At 45.0% G+C, this 1,874-nt stretch carries 1 protein-coding gene and 1 pseudogene; one reads left to right on the forward strand and one right to left on the reverse strand.

Annotated features, from left to right (window positions below; all coding sequences use genetic code 11):
- Nucleotides 1-835: sigma-54 interaction domain-containing protein (locus J5224_RS26115; RefSeq protein WP_264628095.1), on the forward strand; the 835-nt coding region annotated here is incomplete at its 5' end.
- A 176-nt stretch (nucleotides 836-1,011) separates the two neighbouring features.
- Here the strand turns inward: J5224_RS26115 and J5224_RS26120 are convergent.
- Nucleotides 1,012-1,874 (reverse strand): annotated as a pseudogene (locus tag J5224_RS26120) (protein kinase family protein); the annotation flags it as partial.

Here is a 1,874-nt window from a genome sequence, read left to right on the forward strand (position 1 = left end):
GGTATCGGCTGCGATTCACCATAGTAGCCTGTGTGCAACCGGCCCTTTTATCACCTTCAATTGTGCATCATTGCCGGAAAGTGTGCTGGAAAGTGAACTGTTTGGGCATGAAAAAGGCGCATTCACCGGTGCGATATCGCGCCGTGCTGGGCGTTTTGAAGAAGCCAATGGTGGAACCATTTTTCTAGATGAAGTCGGGGAGTTGTCGTTATCGGCGCAGGCCAAACTGTTACGTGTGATTCAGGAGCGTAGTTTTGAGCGCGTGGGCAGCAATGACACGCTTCATGTCAATGTGCGTATTCTGGCTGCCACACACCGTGATTTGAGTGAAATGGTGAATAAAGGGTTGTTTCGTGAGGACCTTTACTACCGTCTTAACGTGTTTCCCATCACTATTCCGCCGTTGCGTGAACGCGGTAATGACATTCTGATTCTGGCGGATTACTTCAATGCCCGTTTTGCCCGAGATCAGGGCGTGGAAGTGCCTACCATCGCCACGCCTGCACTGAATATGCTGCTTAACTACGACTGGCCGGGAAACGTCCGGGAGTTGGAGAATGTGATGGAGCGGGCGGTATTGTTATCCGATGAAGGGGTTATTCATAGCTACCATCTTCCGTTGTCATTGCAGCCGATTCTGGAACACCTTGTGGCGGAAGAGGGGTTGGAGGCACGGGTCTCCCAGATTGAGTACGATTTAATTGTTGAAGCGCTCTCAATGTTTCAGGGAAACATCTCCCGAGCGGCGGAACACCTTAATATCACACGTCGTGCATTAGGGCTGCGGCTGGATAAATATCGCCTCAACTATAAGCATTATCGTAACAGGGCGTGAGTGCCGCGTGCCGCAGTAGTGGCAGAACAATCCCTGGTTGCGTCCTGCTAGGCTCTGCTGTTCCACTGCGGCACGATAGTGATTGCACCCAGTATTAAGGCGCATTGGGGTAACACATTCCGTACCTAAAACCAGTGCTTGCGCGCGGTTTTTACTTGCCATCAACTAATTGTTTTTTACTCTCTATTTTCTATAGAGGGCTTTTTTTTCTTCCAAGCTATGTCATTCAAAACTCTATCAAAATCTGATATGCCTTTCGCATTCATTTTCTGCTTTCCACTGACATCAGCATTGAAGTATTTTTCTTTTACGTTACTAATATCTATAGGAAAAAATGACTCTGATGCCGAGTCCCACAGAATATTTAGAGAATGAAGGTCTTGATGTATGATGCCGAGGCTGTTCAACCTCTCGATCATATCGACAAATTTCACATCGGCATCATGCGGTAATGTTCCTCGCGGTACAGAATGCAGTGTTTGGCCGGGAATTCTATACATTCTGACACAGGAGTTCCCTTTATCATTGACAAAGTGCATGGCAGCCTCTTCACCATAATATCGCTGAAACATCTCGGTCTCATGTTTGGATATTTTTTCTGCCACGAGATGACTCGGTGATTTATATAATTTGATAAGATATCTACTGTCATCCGCATCAACAAAAACCTCTCCAAACACACCCTCGCCTATTTTATCTCCTAAGTTAAAACCAGTTTTATTGTTGGGTAAATCTAACTTTTTCTCCCCCGCAAGCCGGGACGATGAAGAAGCATTATCCAATGGTGTGTTTTTCTTGAACATTCTTGACCACAAAGGCGGTTTCCCAGTGTTCTTAATCTCCAATGCAAATGAATAATCACTGAAGAGCCCACTTTTAGTAAAGTTATACTCAGAAAGCAATTTTTGTGCAGACGATTCGGTGTAACCATCAACGTCCTTGAGTACATTGAGTGCTGTTTTTCTTTCTTTACCGCTCAATCCAACTTTTAATATATTATCCAACCTCTCGTTAATATTTTCTTTGTAAAACTTATTTT

It is taken from the genome of Candidatus Symbiopectobacterium sp. NZEC135, from assembly GCF_025962695.1.